Here is an 18885-nt window from a genome sequence, read left to right as displayed (position 1 = left end):
TTATTCTGCAAATATACAAATTATCTGCAGATGTACAAAATATTAGTCCTCTTTTTTCTTTAAATATGCCTTGATGGCAAAATAGGCTAAGCCAATGAGTACGGCTGCGATGATGAATAGTTTAATGTATTCGGCATATTCTGTAATTTTGTCGTCCAGTTGATCCTCGGGAACGATAGCGTGCAAATACCATCCTAAGGCAGCAAGAATAGCATGCCATACACCAGCACCAATGGTGGTATAGAGCAAAAACTTCCAGTAATTCATCTTGGCCAGTCCAGCAGGGATGCTTATCAGATGGCGGATGCCAGGAATCAATCGTCCTGTCAGGGTTGCCACAATGCCGTGGTCGTCAAAATATTTCTCACTCTTTTCCACTTTTTCCTGATTTAGCAGACACATCTTGCCCCATTTGCTGTTGGCGAAGCGGTAGATGACGGGACGTCCGACGTAGTAGGCTACAACATAGTTGATGCTGGCTCCAAGGTCAGCGCCAATAGTTGCAAACAGTACGACTAGGAACACGTCAAGATTGCCACCGGCAGCATGGTAAGCGGCAGGGGTGACAACAAACTCTGACGGCACAGGTACAACGGTACTCTCCAGAAGCATCAGGAAGAGTATCGTTCCGTAGTTGAGGTTGCTGAGTAGTGAAGTGATAAAATTCATTTGCTTAATTTTATAGTCATCAAGTTAATATAGTCTTCAACGGGCGTGCCTGGTGGGAAAAGTGGGGCCAGCACACTTTTTGCTTCCTGTGGATTGCGTTTGACGGCAATCTCCAAATTTTTCATGAATTCGTCTTTTAATTTCAAGTCATGACAACACAAAGCCAGATAGGAATAGCCCTCCGTCGAGTAAATCCTGTCGTTGGCATAGACATTGCAGAACCTTTTGAGCAGTTGGTAACACGATTTGACATAGTGGTTGTCGTAAAGCGATATGAAGATGCGAAGCATGATGGAGGGCGAGAAGTTGGCCTCTTTGATAGCTTGTTTCCACGTTTTTTCGGCTTCTGCCAATCTGTCATTCTCCAGTAGGATGTGTCCCTTGATGACCAACAGGCTAGGATGGTCTGTGGTCAGCTTCTCTGCCTTTTCGATGGTCTTCAGTGCTTTTTCCAGTTTCTTCTGTGCACTATAACAGAAAGCCAACTCTTGGTAGACAAGGTGCATCTCCACTAGCATGTAGTCATTGACTTTGATGAACCGTTCGTAGTACTTCTCTGCCTCTTCGAAATTCTCCAGTTGGAAGAGGGCGCTGGCCTTGGCGAGCAGTGCCTCAGGGTCTTGGGGGTTAATGGCTATGGCATACTCGCTACTAGTAATGGAACTGCTGTAGTCCTGTTGGGCTATTTGGATACCTGCCAGTGCTTTCCAGTATTTTACGGAGTAGGGGTTGGCGTCAATCAGTTCGTTGAACAGTTTTGTTGCTTCTGTATTCTTTCCCAGTCCCATCAGTGTGAAAGCCATCAGTTCCTTGGCATCTGTACTGTGGTCTTTTGGGTTGCGCATCATCCATTCGTAGGCCTTCTCGTAGACGTTGTAGTCGACGTATAGGTTGGCGCAGTCCTTCACGAAGTCAGAATATTCGTCAGCCTCCACCGTCATGGCGTAGTCGCGCAGATAGCGGTCTGCCTTGTCTACATCCCCTTCGGCTAACATGATTTCTGCCCTCAGATAGTGGTAGTCCGGGTCGTCTTTGTTTTCAATATTATCAGCATATTCGCAGGCCGTCATAAAGTCCGATTGCATCAATGCCTGGCGGGCCATGAACACGTTGGGCAATGTGGCATGAGGATAAAGCTGCAAGGAATACTCAACCACCTCTATTGCTTCGTCCATCCTATTGTTCTGGTTGTAATAGTCGGCAATGTCTACAAGGTCATCAGCATCCATAAAAGGTGAGTTTCCTGCCTTTATGGATGCCTCATAGTTGTCGAGCAGCTCTTTGAATTCTCTGCTTTTGAAATAATCGTCGTTTACAGACATTTATTTATTTGTCTTTGCCCAGCTGTCTTTCAGTCCTACGGTCTTGTTGAACACCAGATGTTCTGGTGTGGAATCCAAATCGGGTGTAAAGTATCCGATGCGTTGGAACTGTAGGAAGTCGCCGGCTTTTTTCTCCTTTAAGTATTTCTCCACATAGCAGTTGTTCAGCACAGTCAGTGATTCCGGGTTCAGCAGTTCTCGGAAGTCGCGTTCGTCAGCACCAGGGTTTTCCACCTTAAACAGTCTGTCGTAGAGTCGTACCTCGGCGGGAATGGCATCTTGGCAGTTCAACCAATGCAGTGTCTTCCCCTTGATCTTGCGGTCGGCGCCAGGCTGTCCACTACGTGTCTCTGGATCGTAAGTGGCATATATGGTGGTCACATTGCCTGCTGCGTCCTTGTCGCAGGGGTGCGTCTCGTCACATTTGATGATGTAGGCGTTCTTCAGACGAACCTCCTTGCCAGGAGCCAGTCTCATAAATTTCTTTTCAGCTACCTCCATGAAGTCGTCGCGCTCAATCCATAACTCGCGGCTGAAGGTGATGGTGTGTGTGCCGTCGGCCTCGTTCTCAGGGTTGTTTACGGCCTGCATCTCCTCCGTCTTACCCTCAGGATAATTGGTGATGACCAACTTCACGGGATCCAGTACTGCACTCACGCGGCATGCTTTTTTGTTCAAGTCGTCACGAACGCTAGCTTCCAAAAGTGCGTAGTCGTTTAGGGCGTCGAACTTCGTGTAGCCGATAGAGTCGATGAAGTTACGGATACTCTGTGCAGAATAACCGCGACGGCGCATGCCGCATACGGTCGGCATGCGAGGGTCATCCCATCCGTTGACCAGTTGCTCGTCTACCAAAGCCTTCAGTTTACGCTTTGACATTACGGTGTATGTCAGGTTCAAGCGGTTGAATTCAATCTGGCGTGGACGATAGTCCTGCTTTCCCTCCTTTTCCAACAGGAAGTCGACAAACTTGTCGTAGAGTGGGCGGTGAGGCACAAACTCCAACGTACAGATAGAGTGGGTGACGCCCTCGAAGAAGTCGCTCTGCCCGTGGGCGAAGTCGTACATGGGGTAGCAGTGCCACTTTGTTCCTGTGCGGTGGTGTGGTATTTGGATGATGCGATAGATGATGGGGTCACGGAAGTGCATGTTAGGATTGGCCATGTCCAGTTTGGCACGCAGCACCATTGATCCTTCTACGGCTTCTGCAGTGTTCATGTGTTGGAACAGTCGCAGGTTCTCCTCGATGGGGCGGTCGCGGAACGGACTTGGCTTACCTGGCTGAGTGGGAGTGCCTTTCTGTTCGGCAATCTGTTCGGATGTCTGCTCGTCAACATAAGCCATTCCCTTGTTGATGAGCCAGATGGCAAAGTCCCACAGCTTCTCGAAATAGTCGGAGGCATAGTACACGTTCTCCCAGTGGAATCCGAGCCATTTGATGTCGTTCATAATGTTTTCCACATATTCCGTGTTCTCCTTCGTGGGGTTGGTGTCGTCGAAACGGAGGTTACAGATACCGCCGAATTTCTCAGCAACACCAAAGTCCATACAGATAGCTTTTGCATGTCCGATGTGGATATATCCGTTTGGCTCAGGTGGAAAACGGGTCTGAATGCGTCCACCGTTCTTACCTGCTTCCAGGTCTTCTTTTACGAATTGCTCTACGAAACTCAGGCTCTTTTTCTCCTCGCCTGCCGTGATGTTATTTGTTTCCATATTATATTATAATGTGTATTTGTTTGCAAAGGTACGAAATTAATTCATAATTCTTAGCTTTTTATGCGATTTTTAATCGATTATTCTGCTCTAATTTCACAATTATTTCATCTTTATATGGAAAATATGTTTAAAAACATGCAAAAATATTTGCACGGTTGACATAAATCAATTACCTTTGCACTCGTTATCCTGAATACAATCTTTTTACCTTAAAAAAAGACTAATACCTAATAAGGTGAGGTGCCCTCCGCTGTGAAGTGGGAGGCATTTTTTTATTTGATGCCTCTTTCGTTCAGTGCTTTGGCGTATTTGGCGGCATTTTTTAGGTGTTCCTGGTAGTTTTGGGCAAAGTTGTGACTACCCGAGAAGTCTTCTTTGGCGCACATGTACAGGTATTCGTGTTCGACGTGGTTCAGTACGGCGTCAATGCCTTTGATGCTGGCAATCTTGATGGGACCAGGGGGCAGTCCTTCATAGCGATAGGTGTTGTATGGACTGTCTATGTCGAGCAGTTTATGATAGATGCGTTTCAGTTCGAAATCCTTCAGCGCAAACTTGATGGTAGGGTCGGCCTGCAGGGGCATTCCCGCCTTCAGTCTGTTCAGATACATTCCCGCAATCATCGGCTTTTCTGCATTATTGGCGGTTTCCTCGTCAATGATGCTGGCTATCGTGGCTACCTCGTTGGGTGTCAGCTGTATTCGGGCAGCTTTCGCCTCGCGGTCGCCCTGCCAGAAGCGGTCGTGTTCTTTCTGCATGCGTTCCAGCAAGTCGTCAATGCTCATATTCCAATAGACGTCGTAGGTGTTTGGCACAAACATTGCGGCGATGGTACATGTGTCGTAGCCCATCTTCCGACAGGTCTCCTCACTAGTCAACGCCTCAGCGATGGTGGCTGAGTCGAGCATCAGTTTGTGAGACAATACGGAAGCCAGCCTGTCCATTGTACGAACCTCGGGAATAACCAGGTTCATGCTGGTCTGGTGGCCGTTCTTCAGTCTGCGGAACACGCTGATGGCACCGTCGCCCGGCTCAATAGCATAACGGCCTGTTCGCACGTCCTTATCGTATGAACTGTGACGTATCATCATGTTGAGCGTCGTCCTGCCAATCATACTAGAGAATGGTTGGATTTTGGCGATGACCGAGTCTGGCGTGTCGTTCGTATCAATATAGATGTATTGCGTGGTGTCCGCTTTCGATACGGGGGCTAAGAGATAGTAACCGCAGATGCCGAAAATCAGCATCAATCCGCATAGTGCAACGTACAAATTTTTCCTAGAATCAATTTTTTTCATCATTCTATTCATTTATTGGGTGCAAAGGTACTACTTTTTTACAAAAAATGACTATCTTTGCAGAAAAGTTATTGCCAATGAAACTGAAATTCACCATACACTACCATACCGCATGGGGCGAAAGCCTGCATGTGGACATTTATTTCCATAGTAAGGACGGCAATGTACGACATCAGGACTTACTCATGCAGACCGAGGATGGCGAGTTGTGGACACTCGAAACGTCGGCCCTTGTGAGTCGTCATCATCCCCTTTCCCACATAGTCTACCGCTATCAGGTGGAGGATGCCGATGACAAGGTGATTCGTACCGAGTGGGACCTGGTTCCCCGCATCTATCATTTTGATGCCTCCAACGATTATTTCTTCCCTGACCAGTGGCGTGACCGTCCTTTGCCATATCATCTCTATAGCAATGCCTATCTCACCACACAGCATGCGGACCGGTTTGCCGTCGATTCCATGTTTCTTCCCCAGGTTCCCCTCTTCCGTCGTACCGTCATCTTCCGTGTGTCTGCCCCTCAGTTGAAGGCCGGTCAGTCAGTTGCTGTCTGTGGCTCTCACCCCGCCATCGGTTCGTGGAATGCCAGCCGCTATCTGAAGATGGAGTATGCCGGTCAACACGAGTGGATACTCTCTGTCAATGCTTTGGGCTGGTTGATGCCTGTCGAGTATAAGTATGTGGTGGTTGACGAAAAGACCCATGAGCTGTTACGATGGGAGGAAGGCGACAACCGACTCATTACCGACGAAGTGGGCGACGGTCAGGTGTTGGTACTATACGGAGCTCCTCTGCGACTCTGCGAGGATCCCTGGCGTATAGCCGGAGTCTCCGTTCCCGTATTCTCATTGCGCAGTGAGCATAGCTATGGTGTGGGAGACTTCGGCGACCTGCGCCGTTTTGTCGACTGGGCAGTAGCTACAGGTATGAAGTGCATCCAGCTGCTTCCCGTCAATGATACCTCGGTCTCTCGTCAGTGGGCCGACTCCTGTCCATATAACATCATCAGTGCCTTTGCCCTCCATCCGCATTATGTCGATTTGGAGGCTGCTGGAACCTTGCACGCAAAGTCGGCTATGACCCAGTTCCTGCGTCGCCGTCAGGAACTTAATGCCCTGTCATATAGCGACTATGAGGCCGTCGACCGTGTGAAGTCCGAATATCTGCATCAGCTCTTCGATGAACAAGGTAAGTCGGTGCTTTCATGTAAGGAGTTCAAGACTTTCGTTGCCAACAATGAACATTGGCTGAAAGCCTATGCTGAGTTTGTTGTGCAGACAACCCCGAGTCCTTTGGATACTCCTGACTATATCTATTACGTCCAATTCCTGCTACACACCCAGTTGAAGGCTGCTGCCGACTATGCCCGTTCTAAGGGAGTGGTGCTGAAAGGCGACCTTCCTATCGGTATTTACCGTAACAGTGTGGAGACTCATGAGCATCCAGAGCTCTTCCATCTCGATTCGTCGGCAGGAGCTCCTCCGGGCATGACGTCGCGTGAAGGTCAGAATTGGGGATTCCCCACTTATAACTGGTCTGCCGACCTTGTGGAGTGGTTCCAACGTCGTAAGCGTCATTTGGAGCAGTATTTCGATGCAGTCCGCATTGATCACGTGTTGGGATTCTTCCGCATCTGGGAGATTCCTGCAGATGCTGTCTCTGGTCTGCTGGGCCATTTCTCGCCCTCCTTGCCTATGACGATCAGTGAGATTGAGTATTTCGGCCTTTCCTTCCGTCACGAGCTCTATACCCGTCCGTTCATCAATGACCGTTTGCTCGACCGCCTCTTCGGTGTACATGCCGATTATGTGCGCGAACATTACCTTGTCCGCAAGGCCTATAACCTCTACGATCTCAAGGATGAGTTTGCTACCCAGCGCAAGGTTGCTGAGGCCTTTTCCCAGTATCGTGATGAGAACAGTCTCTGGATTCGCGACGGACTGATGCGGCTCATCAGCAACGTGCTCTTCGTCAAGGACCCCCACCAGCCCGACATGTACCATCCGCGCATCGACGTCATCAACGAACCCGTCTTCGAAGTGCTCAGCACCGAGGAGAAAGATGCCTTCATGCACCTCTATAACAATTATTACTTCCAGCGCCACTCCTTCTTCTGGGGTCAGCATGCCATGCGGCGCCTGTCGGCCATTATGCGTGGTTCCCACATGTTGTTGTGTGCAGAAGACCTGGGTATGCTGCCTGATTGTGTCGAACCCGTGCTCAACGAATTGCGCATCCTCACACTCGAGATACAACAGTTGCCCAAGCAGCAAGGTTTCGAATATGCCCACCTCGAGGCTAACCCCATCCGTTCCGTCTGCACCATCTCCACGCACGACATGCCTTCGTTGCGCCAGTGGTGGCAGGAGAACCCCGAACGTCGTCAGCGTTTTTACGTCACGATGCTCCAGAAAGAGGGTAGGGCGCCCGAGCAGTTACCAGCCCATTTAGCCGAGGAAATCATTGCCCGCCACCTCTATTGTCCGTCAATGGTCTGTCTGCTCTCTTTGCAAGACTGGCTTGCTATGGATGGCGAACTACGTTCCAAGCATCCGCAGTCCGAGCGCATCAACACGCCCAGCGATCCCTATAACCGTTGGCAGTATCGCATGCATCTCACCATCGAAGAATTGCTCGCTGCTGACAGATATAATAATAAGGTGAAGACAATGATTCAACGCTCACGACGTTGATAGTTCATGTTAATTGTATATTGTTAATGTATTCCGTATATATTTTCGACCTTGACGGTACACTGCTTGACACCTTGCAGGATCTTGCCAATTCGGTGAACTATGCCCTCCGCAAACACGATATGCCCGAGCACTCCATTGATGACATCCGTCGCTTTGTGGGCAACGGTGTGCGTAAACTCATGGAACGGGCTGTTCCTGAGGGTGAGCAGAATCCGCAGTTTGAAGCCACCTTTGCAACCTTCCGCCAGCATTATATGGAGCACTCGCTCGACACCACGCGTCCTTACGACGGAATTCCCGAGCTTCTCCGTGCTCTGAAGCAGAAGGGGTGTCGCCTCGCTGTTGTCAGCAACAAGATGATGGAAGCTACTCAGGAGCTCTGTGCCCATTTTTTTCCTGAGATAGAAGTGGCTATTGGCGAACACGAAGCAGAGGGCATTCGTAAGAAGCCAGCTCCCGACACCGTCCGTGAAGCCTTGCGTCAACTAGAAACCTCCCCCGACTCCTCCCAAGGAGGGAAGAACCTAGGAGAGGCTGTTTATGTAGGTGACAGCGACGTTGATATCATGACGGCGCGTAATAGTGGGTTGCCTTGTATCAGCGTGCTTTGGGGCTTCCGCGACCGTGACTTCCTCACCGCCCACGGCGCCACCACCTTCGTCAGTCATCCCAGCGAATTATTATGATGTCAGGGAAGCGGAGTCAGTGGATAGACGATGTTGACGATGAAGATGTTGGCAGCTAGGATGATGATGTTCATGAGCAATCCGATGCGCATGAAATCACTGAATCGATAACCGCCAGGACCGTAAACCAACATGTGAGTAGGTGAACCAATCGGTGTAGCGAAACTACAGCTGACGCTGATCATCAGTGCGATAAGGAAGGGGAAGGGCTCGTAACCCAGTTTCTCGGCAGCCTGATACATGATGGGGAAGAACATGGCACCTGCGGCTGTGTTGGAGATAAACTCGGTGACGAAGGTTCCAACGAGGCAGATTGCTGTCATGACTACTATCGGATTGGTGCCGCAGACGTCGAGGATGCCCAATGCCAGTCGCTCAGCAATGCCTGTCTTCTGAATGGAGAGACCGAGAACTACGCTGGCAGCAAAAACAATCAAGATGTCCCAGTTAATAGATCCCATCGCTTGGTCGGGTGTGCAGCAGCGGAAGATGAGCATACCTATGGCGGCCAGGAAGGCGCACTGCAGCAATGGTATGACGTTGAGGGCTGAGAGCACCACCATAGCAATCATGATAACTGTGGAGATGATGGTGCCGTAGCCGATGTTCGGAATGTTCTCGGCGTCGAAGAAGTGCAGTCTGTGCGACGAGGGGATGGAGTCAGCCTTGAAATGTTTGGGACATATCAATAGCAGCGTGTCACCGGCTTGCAGCTTGACCTCGCGAGGCGCTTCCTTGATGCGCTCTCCGAAGCGTGACACTGCGGCCAGCATCACATCGTAGTCTTTCTCGAACGAGCTGCCTCCGATGGTCTCGCCAATCATGTCGCTGCCGAAGGAAACGTAAGCCGTGCGTAACTTGGTGTATTTGTCCAGCTCATCCATGGAGAAGATGTGATGGTCCGCACTCACCAACTGGTGGTTATAGGCCATCTCGATAATCTCATCAATCTGTCCGGCGTAAATCAAGTGGTCGCCACCCATGATAGGCTCGTCCTCGGTGATAGGGGTGGGGATGTCGTCGAAGTGGTACATCTTGATAAGACTACCGCTCTTGATGCTGTAGATGCCAGCCTCGCCCAGTGTCTGGCCGATATAAGGGTTGTCAGAGGGGACTTGCAATTCTACCGTATATTCACCAGTTGATTCAAAAGCACTCTCAGGAGTTTTCCGGTCGGGCAGCAGACGCCGCATGGCGATGACAGACAGGATGCCGACAAAGAGGCAGAACAGACCTGGGATGGTCGTTGCCAGCACGTTCATGGAGTTGCCGGTCTCTTCGGCATAGAGTCCGCTGATAATCATGTTTGGCGGGGTACCGAAGAGGGTACACACGCCACCCATTCCAGAGGCGTAGCTTAGTGGAATGAGCAGTTTTGATGGTGACACGTTGAGTTTCTTTGCCCACATCTTGACGATGTTGACGAAAAGGGATACCACGGTGGTGTTGCTGAGGAACGAGCTGAGCAGGGCCACGGGTAGCATCAGACGGGTGACCGCCTTGGAATAGCTGTTGGGCTGGCCGAGCAGGTATTTTGTGATATATTGCAGCACACCGGTATGCGTCAGTCCTGCAACGACGACGAAAAGTACGCCGATGGTGATGACGGCAGGTGAGCTGATGCCCGAGAAAGCCTCCTTGGTGTCGAGCACGCCAGTGACGAACAGGATGGCGACAGCAAAGAGGAATACCAGGTCGGAACGTAGCTTGGTGAATAGCATCACCGTAAACATGCCGAATACGGTGAAGATGGTTATCCAAGCGTGAAAATTGAATCCTAATAGTTCAAAAGTTTCCATTTTCCTGTGTTTAGATTCTTAGTTTTTTTAGCAAGAAGAGAGAGTGCTTCGGGGAAGAAGTCACTCTCTCTTATAATCGTGGAGTAGGGGATACTATTTGTTCACCTGGAACTTAGTGTCTCCATCCTTGAAAAATGCGTTGATCTGCTTGGCAGCAGCGATACCGGCATTGATGTTAGCCTCTGCTGTCTGTGCACCCATCTTCTTAGGAGTCGAGAAGTAGCGTCCTTCGAACTTCAGAAACTCGTCGTTGGCATCAGGCATGATGTCGGTGACGAACTTCAAGTCCTCACGCTCCTGCATCAACTTGATGAGCTCGGGCTCGTTGATGACTTCCTTGCGAGCTGTGTTGACCAGTACGCCGCCCTTCTTCATCTTGCCTACCAGCGCAGCGTTGATGCTCTGCTTGGTCTCAGGAGTTGCGGGGATGTGGAGTGACACGACGTCGCAGGTCTCGAACAGTGCATCCTGGTTGGCTACGGCGTGAACACCGGCCTGCTCGATGACGCTGGCGGGACAGAAGGCATCGTAAGCATAAACATCCATACCGAATCCCTTGGCAATGCGAGCCACGTTGCGGCCTACGTTACCAAAGGCGAGGATGCCCAACTTCTTGCCCAGCAGTTCAGAACCGCTCTTGCCGTTGTAGAATCCGCGAACAGCCATTATGAGGAGTCCGAATACGAGTTCGGCTACAGCGTTGGAGTTCTGTCCGGGGGTGTTCTCAGCGACTACGTTGTGAGCTGTGGCAGCAGCGAGGTCGATGTTGTCGTAACCGGCTCCGGCACGAACCACAATCTTCAACTGCTTGGCAGCATCCAGCACCTCAGCGTCTACCTTGTCAGAACGGATGATGAGTGCGTCGGCATCCTTTACAGCGTCCAGGAACTGGGCTTTCTCTGTGTATTTCTCGAGCAGCACAACCTGATTGCCTGCTGCCTCAATCTCTGCTTTTATGCCATTCACAGCGGCTGCTGCAAAAGGCTTCTCTGTTGCTACAAGAATCTTCATATCTTCTTAATTCTTATACACTTACCTCTTAACTCTTAATTCTTAACTCTTAACTCTTAATTAGTGCTGAGCTTCGAATTCCTTCATGCAAGCTACGAGAGCGTTGACACCTTCGATGGTCTGGGCGTTGTAGCAGCTGGCGCGGAAACCACCTACTGAGCGGTGGCCCTTCACACCAACCATACCCTTGCTGACAGCGAAGTCGAGGAAGTCCTTCTCCAGCTCCTTGTACTCGTCGGCCATCACGAAGCAGATGTTCATCAGTGAACGGTCGGCAACCTCAGCGGTACCGCGGAACATCTTGTTGCGGTCAATTTCGCCATAGACAATCTCTGCACGCTGCTGAGCCAGCTTGTCCATAGCCTCTACGCCACCGCTCTTCTTGATCCAGCGGAGGGTCTCGAGAGCTGAGTAAATGGGTACAACAGGAGGAGTATTGAACATAGAACCCTTGTCGACGTGTGTGCGGTAGTCGAGCATGGTAGGAATCTCACGGGGAGCTTTGCCCAGTGCGTCGTCCTTGACAATGACGATGGTAACACCAGCCATAGCCAGGTTCTTCTGAGCACCGGCATAGATGGCGTCGTACTTAGCAACGTCGATAGGACGGCTGAAGATATCAGATGACATATCGGCAATCAGACGTACGGGAACGTCGAGGTCCTTGCGAATCTCAGTACCGTAGATGGTGTTGTTGGTGGTGATGTGCAGATAGTCGGCATCAGCAGGCACTGTCCAGTCCTTCGGAATGAAGGTATAGTTAGCATCGGCAGAAGAAGCCACCTCTACTACCTCACCAAACAACTTGGCTTCCTTCATAGCTTTCTTGGCCCATACACCCGTGTTGAGGTAGGCAGCCTTCTTAATCAGGAAGTTGTAGGGAATCATGCAGAACTCCAGTGAGGCACCACCACCGAGGAAGATAACGGAATAACCCTCGGGAACGGAAAGCAGCTCCTTGACGAGTGCTACGGCCTCGTCAACGACGGGCTGGAAGTCCTTGGCACGATGGCTGATCTCCATCAGAGAGAGACCAGAGCCGTTGAAGTCTAAACACTGTTGAGCGGTCTTCTCGATGACTTCGCGGGGAAGCATTGAAGGACCTGCGTTAAAGTTGTACTTCTTCATTTTGATTTAATTTTATTTGTGATACGTTTCTATTGTTTTTACTTTTGCGGTGCGAAATTACACTTTTTATTTGAATTGGGCAAATATTTGAGCATAAATTAAGTGAATTACATGCTTTTCCTTGCATTTTGTCAACTCTGCGTTGCAATTATCTCACTTCCTCGACAATCGTTTTGATGCCTTTTATCTTCTCGCCTTGTGTCTGTCGGAGCACTTGTTTCAGTTTCTCCCGACGGACGGCAACATAGGCATAGCGTTCTTTCACGTCGATGCGTCCTATCTCGTCGGCTTTCAGTCCACCCGTCTTGCAGAGGAATCCCACGATGTCGCCCTTCGAGATCTTGTCTTTTTTGCCCTTGCCGATGTAGAGTGTGGCATTCTTGGGGGCTTTGGGCGCTTGACTGTCCGTCGTCGGCTCAAATGGTTCGATGTCACCTTCCACGTAGTCGGGAATGTGCTCGTCGCTGTTCAGGATGAAGAACGCACGGCCAGTGGCATCCCAGCGGGCTGTTCGTCCCACGCGGTGGACATAGCCCTCCTCGCTTTCGGGCAGGTGGTAGTGGATGATGTTCTGAATGTCGGGAATGTCGAGACCTCGCGACGCCAGGTCGGTGGCTACCATGATGTTGGCAGAGCCGTTGCTGAACCGATACAGCTGGTCTTCACGCTGGCGCTGTTCCAGTCCGCCATGAAAACTGCTGATGGTGAATCCCTCGTCCCGGAGGTAGTTGCTGACGCGCTCTACGGCGTCGCGGTAGTTGAGGAAGACGATGCTGCTCTCGTCGCCCAGCGTGAGCAATAGCTGTCGGAGGGTAGTCAACTTGTCCTTCTCCGGACTGCGTACCTCATAGAGGGTGACGCGCTCAGAGGTCTGTTCCTCGTCGGGCAGGAAGTCGATGAGTGTTCCCTTCTTCGACATGTTGACGAAGGCAGGAATCTCTTCGGCATTGGTTGCCGACAGCAGGATGCGGCGTTGCAGACCGGGCAGGCTCTTGATGAGTTTCTGCATCTCGTTCTGGAATCCCATTTCCAGACATTTGTCAAACTCGTCGATGACGAGGTATCTGACCTGATAGCGTGAGATGTTCTCCTTGTCCAGATGGTCGTTCAGTCGCCCGGGGGTGCCAAAGACCACCTGTGGCTTGACGTCACGCAGGACGCGGTGTTCGTCCATAGCGGCTCGTCCGCCATAGCAGCTGACCGATCGGAATCCGGAGCCAGTGCTGTGCATCACGTTGTCCGACTGCAGGGCCAGTTCGCGTCCTGGGGTGATGACGATTGCCTGTACCTCGGCACTGTCTGCGTCCAGCAGTTGCAACAAGGGCAACAGGTATGCCAGCGTCTTTCCCGTGCCGGTGGGTGAGAGTAAAACAACATCACCGTCGGAGCCCAGAATGGCTTCGGCGGCGTGTTGCTGCATCTCGTTAAGCTCGGTGATGCGGAGTTTATTCAGAATGTTCTGTATGTTCATCTCTTTTTCTCTCACCTCTCACCTCTCACCTCTTTATTTCTTACCTCTTACCTCTTACCTCTATTATTTCTTCTCTTCCTTAGCCTCCGTCTTCAGCGTAGACTTGTAGTGCTTGTTCAGACCGTTGATGACGTCGTTGGTGATGTCGAAGCGCTTGTTGGCGTATAGGATGTTGTCGCCCTGCTTGGTCAGGATGAGGTCGTATTTCTTATCTTTGTTGTAAGCAGCCAGGAAGTGCTGTAATGAGTCGCGCAGACCTTCATTATACTTGGCGGTCTCGCTGGCGAGCTCGTTCTCCAGACGGGCCTGGAGCTCCTGCAGACTCTGCTGCTGGCGCTGGATGGCAGCCTGCTGACCTTCTGCCTGCTCGCGACTGGTGAATCCGTTGTTGTTCAGCTTCTGCTGGAAGTTCTGCATAGCGCTCTGCAAAGCCTGTCCCTTCTGGTTGAGGGTGTTGCGGGCGTTGTTGCTCTTCTTCTGCAGGATGAGGGTGAACTCCTTGCAGAACTCATACTGTGTCATCAGTGAGTCTACCTCTACGTAGGCAATCTTCATTCCGCCGGCATTGTTCTCTGCAGCTACTGGTTGTTCATCCATCTTGGGAGTCTCGTTGTTGCATGATGCCAAAGCTACGATAGCAGCAGCGGCGAAAAACATGTACTTTTTCATTTTCTTTTCTATTTTTGTTATGATGTTATTTTGTCTTCTCATTCACCGAGAACCTGCTCTTGGTACGCATCTCGCGGTCCTGGTCCATCACGCAGTGGATGCCCCTGTCCTTCATGGCCTGACTGTCATGGATATGCTGCGAACTGAACTCCCCGTTCTTGCGGAAAATCAGCTTCACGCAGAAAAAAGTCATGCCTATAGCAATTATTAACGTACTTAATAGCAATATTTTCAGCATAAATGATTACTTTTGCGGTGCAAAGGTAAGCAATAAATTGTGAAAACCAATATAATAAACATTAATAATGAATAAAAGTGAGTTAAAACCTGCAGTTGTCTTCGAACAGTTTGCGAAGATTAACCAGATTCCACGCCCTTCTAAGCGTGAAGAGAAGATGATTGAGTATTTGAAGTCGTGGGGCGAGAGCCACGGATTAGACACCAAGGTCGACGAGACCGGCAACGTCATCATCCGCAAACCAGCCACCAAGGGAATGGAGAACCGTAAGACGGTCATCCTGCAGAGCCACATGGATATGGTGTGCGACAAACTCGTTGACTACGAGATAGATTTCGACAACGACCCCATCAAGACCTATATCGATGGTGAGTGGCTCACCGCTGAGGGTACCACGCTGGGTGCCGACGACGGAATCGGATGTGCTATGGAACTGGCACTGTTGGCGTCGGAAGACATCGAGCACGGTCCCATTGAGTGTGTCTTCACCCGCGACGAGGAGACAGGACTGACAGGTGCCGAGGGGATGAAAGCCGGCTTCATGACTGGCGACTACCTCATCAACCTCGATTCCGAGGACGAGGGTGAGATTTTCGTCAGCTGTGCCGGTGGTCGTAACACCACTGCCAAGTTCACCTTCCAGCGTGAGGCAGCTCCTGCCGGCTCGTTCTTCATGCGTGCCCAGCTGAAAGGCTTGGTAGGCGGACATTCCGGCGACGATATCAACAAGCAACGTGCCAACGCCATCAAGTTGCTCGGACGCTTCCTCTTTGCCGAGATGCAGAAGTACGAAGGCATCCGTCTTGCCCAGTTCAATAGTGGCAAGATGCACAATGCCATCCCTCGTGACGGTATGTTCGTCATTGCCGTTCCCAATGCCGTCAAGGAGAACATCAAGGCCGACTGGAACATCTTTGCCTCCGACGTGGAGGAAGAGTTCCACGTCACTGATACGCAGATGGTGTGGACGATGGAGTCTACCGATGCTGAGCCCGTCATCGAGCAGCAGGTGGCCCGTCGTTTCATCTATGCCATCCAGGCTGTCGATAATGGTATCTATGCCATTTGTCAGGACCCTGAGCTGAACGGAATGGTGGAGACCTCCAGCAATATTGCCAGCATTGCCACTTCCGAGTGTGAGATCAATATCGTGTCGTCGCAGCGTTCCAATGTGATGTCCAACCTCGACAATATGTGTGCCACCATTGGGGCTTGCTTCACGCTGGCTGGTGCCGAGGTGAAGCACTCCGACGGCTATCCTGCCTGGAAGATGCGTGCCCATAGCGAGTTGCAGAAGATTGTGAAGGACTCCTATGTACGCCTGTTTGGCAAGGAACCCGTTATGCGTGGCATTCATGCCGGACTGGAGTGTGGCCTCTTCTCTGAGCGCTATCCCAACCTCGATATGGTATCGTTCGGTCCTACGCTCCGCTTCGTACACACCCCCGAGGAGCGTCTGCTCATTCCTACCGTCCAGATGGTGTGGGATCATCTCCTTGACGTCCTGAAGAACATCCCTCAGAAATGAAGAAACCATTATATATAATAGGTATAGCCCTGTTGCTGGCTGCTTGCGGTCAGCAACAACGGGCTAAATCGTCTGTGAAGGCATTTATGGACGAGCAGCTGAAGCGCGATGTGAGCTATCTCGACTTCTCGTCAGTGGATAGCACACGCGCCCTTAGCGACTCACTGGTACAGGTGTTGCGCAGTAGGGCAGGGCAGGGTGTTCACTATCAGGACGCCTCGGGCAAGACACTGCTCCACATCCGCGCCCAGTATCTGCTGGACGACGATACGCTGAGTGCCACCTTCTACCTCGACCCCGCCACGATGGGCGTTGTCGCCTTCAAGGAGAATCCGTACTAAGGAAAGTCCCGCTTACAGCACCAGCGGCTCGTAGGGCAAGCCAAAGACGTCGGCAACGGCTTTGAACACCACTTTCCCGTCAACGATGTTCAGTCCTTTATACAGTGCTGCGTCGTCCTTGCAAGCCTGCTTCCAGCCCTTGTCTGCCAATGCTACGGCATAGCGCAAGGTCGCATTCGTCAGTGCCAGCGTTGAGGTGTTGGGAACGGCTCCCGGTATGTTTGCCACACAATAGTGTACGATGCCCTCTTCCGTATACACGGGATTGCTGTGCGTCGTCGGGTGGGAGGTCTCAAAGCAGCCGCCCTGGTCAATTGCTACGTCTACGAGCACCGTTCCCGGCTCCATCAGTTTCAGCATCTCCTTGGTGATCAGGTGCGGCGTCTTGTCTCCAGGCACCAGCACACTACCCACCACGATATCCACCGTAGGCAACATGCTACGGATATTATGCGCTGAAGAATACAGCGTATGCACATTGGCCGGCGTTTCGATGTCCAGTTGGCGCAACCTCGGCAGAGAGATGTCGGCAATGGTTACGTCGGCTCCCAGACCGGCAGCCATCAGGGCTGCAGCCTCACCAACCACACCGCCGCCAAGCACCAGCACCTTAGCTGGACTCACACCGGGCACACCGCTAATCAACTTACCCTTGCCACCCTTCGTCTTCTGCAGGTAGTAGGCACCGTTCAGCGTAGCCATTCGTCCTGCCACCTCACTCATCGGCTGCAACAAAGGCAGTGAGCCGTTGGGCAACTGTACCGTCTCGTATGCCAGACAGACCGCTCCGCTTTTCAACATCGCATCCGTCAGTTCCTTCTCGCATGCAAAATGGAAGTAGGTGAAGACCAGCTGTCCTTTGCGCACCAGCTGGTATTCCGGCTCGATGGGTTCCTTCACCTTGACAATCATGTCACACTCGCGATAAACGTCCTCGATGGTAGGCAGGATGCGGGCACCAGCCTTCACATACTCATCGTCAGCGAATCCGCTACCCTCGCCAGCCGTATGCTGTACACTAACCTCATGACCACGTCGTGTCAGTTCAGCCACACCCGCAGGCGTCATACCCACGCGATTCTCATTGTTCTTAATCTCTTTTGGAATTCCTACTTTCATAATGCATTATTTTTAGATTACAATTTTAGGTTCTTAGCAATAGATGTTGCAAATATACAACATTTTTTTGATACGCAAGCTAAATCACCATTTTTTTTCACCGTTTAAAATTACACCGTCTACCGCTTTGTTCACCGCTGCCGACCGGAACCCCGAGTTAATGATAATCGGGTCGTCACCATCACCGTACTTGTCGTTCCATCGCTTCCGCAGACGCTCCAGCCATCAGTTGTCACACTCTTTCATGTAGAAATGCATTTCCAACAAAGTTCTGTCCCCCTGATTGTTAGTATTGGATGCCCATGTCGCGCAGCACGCAGTTGAAGTCATAGACCGACATGTTGAACGTCTTGGCCACCTGGGTCTCCGTCAACGTGTCCTCGGCATCCTCGTTCAGCTGGCGCAGCCCCTCGCCGATGATCTCGTCGGCCAGCGCCAGGATCTTCTTCGGCTCCGGCAGACATCTTGCATCAGCCATCTTCCTTCTTACATCAGCCATCTCCAGCTCCTCCCATCTCAGCACCAGCCTGGCACGTGCCTCGTCGTTGAACTTCGTGGCGATGTACAGGCACTCGGTCTTGGTCAGCTGGTAGCAGGGTACTTCGCGTGTGCCACCATTAGGCTGAACGATGGTTCGCGATGTCAATCGAAAATTCGATTTACATACTTTCTTCCATGCTGGCTCCATCTTGCGGATGGCTTCCATGACATGAAAATGTTGTTTACCTGTCAGCTCGGCAATTTCGAGCGACGTCATTGTCTGTACCTTATTAATATGAATAATCTGTGTCATTGTTTTGTACCAAACAAAGAAATGGGCGAAAAAGTGCACAATAGGGTCTCTAAGTTTGCATTCTGATAGAGAATATCAGTGAAGAATTTGCTCAATACCGGCCAATTCCTTACCTTTGTTGTCAGAAGGAGGAAAAGGCCGACAGGAAAGGGAAACTATCACGGGGTCAAAAGTCCTTAGAGTCTATGAACCGCCTAAGTCCTTCCTGTTTAGTTGCAAAGTCCAGATAGAATGCCAGCGGCACTGTAGCCTATTTAGAGTCCAAGACTAGACAACTATTGGCCAATTCCTTCATTAAAGACGGTACAAAGGTATGAAAAAAATCTTTATTGGCATCGATTTCTCGAAGGAAAAGTTTGATGCGACCCTCATTAAAGCGGAGGGACTGAAGGAATGTG

17 protein-coding genes are annotated in these 18885 nt (G+C 51.0%); 4 read left to right on the top strand and 13 right to left on the bottom strand.

Annotated elements, in window-relative coordinates; translation table 11 throughout:
- Positions 1 to 42: 42 nt before the first annotated feature.
- The 4 genes from BLU47_RS14020 to mltG all read right to left on the bottom strand — a co-directional run bounded on the left by BLU47_RS14020 (position 43) and on the right by mltG (position 5008).
- Positions 43 to 669, bottom strand: a complete 627-nt coding sequence (locus BLU47_RS14020) for a DedA family protein (RefSeq protein ID WP_091964265.1) — start codon at positions 667 to 669, stop codon at positions 43 to 45.
- The gene (locus BLU47_RS14015; protein WP_091964262.1) at positions 666 to 1991 is read right to left on the bottom strand and encodes a tetratricopeptide repeat protein; all 1326 of its coding nucleotides are present in this window, start codon (positions 1989 to 1991) and stop codon (positions 666 to 668) included. Before BLU47_RS14015 ends, BLU47_RS14020 begins: the two co-directional genes overlap by 4 nt.
- Positions 1992 to 3707 carry a glutamine--tRNA ligase/YqeY domain fusion protein gene (locus BLU47_RS14010; protein WP_091964258.1) on the bottom strand — a complete coding sequence of 572 codons (1716 nt, stop codon included), beginning with the start codon at positions 3705 to 3707 and terminating at the stop codon, positions 1992 to 1994.
- A gap of 275 nt (positions 3708 to 3982) precedes the next feature.
- Entirely contained in the window at positions 3983 to 5008 is a 1026-nt protein-coding gene (gene mltG, locus BLU47_RS14005; RefSeq protein WP_091964307.1) for an endolytic transglycosylase MltG, read from the bottom strand.
- 77 nt (positions 5009 to 5085) lie between these two features.
- Between mltG and BLU47_RS14000 the strand changes: the two genes are divergently transcribed.
- Both BLU47_RS14000 and BLU47_RS13995 read left to right on the top strand, forming a co-directional pair.
- The gene (locus BLU47_RS14000) at positions 5086 to 7701 is read left to right on the top strand and encodes a 4-alpha-glucanotransferase (RefSeq protein ID WP_091964255.1); all 2616 of its coding nucleotides are present in this window, start codon (positions 5086 to 5088) and stop codon (positions 7699 to 7701) included.
- A 26-nt stretch (positions 7702 to 7727) separates the two neighbouring features.
- Entirely contained in the window at positions 7728 to 8390 is a 663-nt protein-coding gene (locus tag BLU47_RS13995; protein ID WP_091964252.1) for an HAD family hydrolase, read from the top strand.
- Positions 8391 to 8392: 2 nt separating this feature from the next.
- Here the strand turns inward: BLU47_RS13995 and BLU47_RS14915 are convergent, their stop codons facing one another.
- The 6 genes from BLU47_RS14915 to BLU47_RS13960 form a co-directional block, all read right to left on the bottom strand.
- Complete coding sequence (locus BLU47_RS14915) at positions 8393 to 10189, bottom strand: SLC13 family permease (protein ID WP_176780609.1); 1797 nt, start codon at positions 10187 to 10189, stop codon at positions 8393 to 8395.
- Positions 10190 to 10282: 93 nt separating this feature from the next.
- Positions 10283 to 11200 (bottom strand): NAD(P)-dependent oxidoreductase, encoded by a 918-nt coding sequence (locus BLU47_RS13980; RefSeq protein ID WP_091964249.1) that lies wholly within the window; start codon positions 11198 to 11200, stop codon positions 10283 to 10285.
- A gap of 60 nt (positions 11201 to 11260) precedes the next feature.
- Positions 11261 to 12328, bottom strand: coding sequence for a 3-phosphoserine/phosphohydroxythreonine transaminase (serC, locus tag BLU47_RS13975; protein WP_091964246.1), 1068 nt, complete (start codon positions 12326 to 12328; stop codon positions 11261 to 11263).
- Between the two features lie 148 nt (positions 12329 to 12476).
- Entirely contained in the window at positions 12477 to 13799 is a 1323-nt protein-coding gene (locus BLU47_RS13970) for a DEAD/DEAH box helicase (RefSeq protein WP_091964243.1), read from the bottom strand.
- 63 nt (positions 13800 to 13862) lie between these two features.
- The gene (locus tag BLU47_RS13965) at positions 13863 to 14468 is read right to left on the bottom strand and encodes an OmpH/Skp family outer membrane protein (protein WP_091964240.1); all 606 of its coding nucleotides are present in this window, start codon (positions 14466 to 14468) and stop codon (positions 13863 to 13865) included.
- Positions 14469 to 14493: 25 nt separating this feature from the next.
- Positions 14494 to 14661, bottom strand: a complete 168-nt coding sequence (locus BLU47_RS13960) for a hypothetical protein (protein ID WP_369796995.1) — start codon at positions 14659 to 14661, stop codon at positions 14494 to 14496.
- 112 nt (positions 14662 to 14773) lie between these two features.
- Here BLU47_RS13960 and BLU47_RS13955 point away from each other — a divergent pair, with 112 nt between their 5' ends.
- On the top strand, positions 14774 to 16234 hold the full coding sequence (locus tag BLU47_RS13955) for an aminoacyl-histidine dipeptidase (protein ID WP_091964234.1): 1461 nt from the start codon (positions 14774 to 14776) through the stop codon (positions 16232 to 16234).
- Positions 16231 to 16575: a lipoprotein gene (locus tag BLU47_RS13950; protein ID WP_091964231.1), complete on the top strand. Its 345-nt coding sequence runs from the start codon at positions 16231 to 16233 to the stop codon at positions 16573 to 16575. Before BLU47_RS13955 ends, BLU47_RS13950 begins: the two co-directional genes overlap by 4 nt.
- A gap of 12 nt (positions 16576 to 16587) precedes the next feature.
- Here the strand turns inward: BLU47_RS13950 and ald are convergent, their stop codons facing one another.
- The 3 genes from ald to BLU47_RS13935 all read right to left on the bottom strand — a co-directional run bounded on the left by ald (position 16588) and on the right by BLU47_RS13935 (position 18487).
- Positions 16588 to 17694 (bottom strand): alanine dehydrogenase, encoded by a 1107-nt coding sequence (gene ald / locus BLU47_RS13945; protein WP_091964228.1) that lies wholly within the window; start codon positions 17692 to 17694, stop codon positions 16588 to 16590.
- Between the two features lie 84 nt (positions 17695 to 17778).
- Positions 17779 to 17907 (bottom strand): D-Ala-D-Ala carboxypeptidase family metallohydrolase, encoded by a 129-nt coding sequence (locus BLU47_RS15315; RefSeq protein ID WP_369796996.1) that lies wholly within the window; start codon positions 17905 to 17907, stop codon positions 17779 to 17781.
- Positions 17908 to 17980: 73 nt separating this feature from the next.
- On the bottom strand, positions 17981 to 18487 hold the full coding sequence (locus tag BLU47_RS13935; protein ID WP_091964225.1) for a Rha family transcriptional regulator: 507 nt from the start codon (positions 18485 to 18487) through the stop codon (positions 17981 to 17983).
- Between the last annotated feature and the right edge of the window lie 398 nt (positions 18488 to 18885).

Source organism: Prevotella sp. tc2-28 (assembly GCF_900107705.1).
Taxonomy (GTDB): Bacteria; Bacteroidota; Bacteroidia; order Bacteroidales; family Bacteroidaceae; genus Prevotella.
This window is presented reverse-complemented; position numbering and strand designations above follow the sequence as displayed.